The organism is Gluconobacter sp. P1C6_b (assembly GCF_018811945.1).
GTDB lineage: Bacteria > Pseudomonadota > Alphaproteobacteria > Acetobacterales > Acetobacteraceae > Gluconobacter.
The window spans coordinates 1-534 of record NZ_JACRVU010000075.1 but is presented as its reverse complement, the minus strand read 5'-3'; the positions used below and the strand labels follow the sequence as shown (position 1 = coordinate 534).

Here is a 534-nt window from a genome sequence, read left to right as displayed (position 1 = left end):
TCGCCATCCCGAGCGGCGCGACGTGACAATCTGGGAGGCCTTCGAAGCCGAGCGGCCGAGTCTCGTTCCCTATGCCGGGCGCTTCGACGGCTTCCATGCGTTGCCGGCGGCGGTGTCGAAGACCTGCCTGGTCCGCTTCGACAACAACAAGTACTCGGTCGCAGCCAGCGCGATCGGCCGGCCCGTCGAGATCCGCGCCTATGCCGATCGGATCGAGCTGCGTCAGGACGGTCGCATCGTCGGTGAGCACGCCCGCTCCTACGGCCGCGATCAGACGACCTTTGATCCCTGGCACTATGTTCCGGTTCTCGCCCGCAAACCGGGGGCCCTGCGCAACGGCGCCCCCTTCAAGGACTGGATCCTTCCGGCCGCGCTGGACCGGGTGCGCCGGAAGCTGGCGGCGGCGCAGGATGGTGACCGGCAGATGGTCGATATCCTGACCACGGTGCTGAGCGACGGCTTGCCCGCGGTCGAAGCCGCTTGCGCTGATGCGCTGGAGCAGGGCGTACATGCGGCCGACGTCATTCTCAACAT

At 67.4% G+C, this 534-nt stretch carries 1 protein-coding gene; it reads left to right on the top strand.

Annotated features, from left to right (window positions below; all coding sequences use genetic code 11):
• The coding region (locus KP701_RS16200) for a Mu transposase domain-containing protein (protein ID WP_408874239.1) at positions 1-534 on the top strand (534 nt) is incomplete at both ends.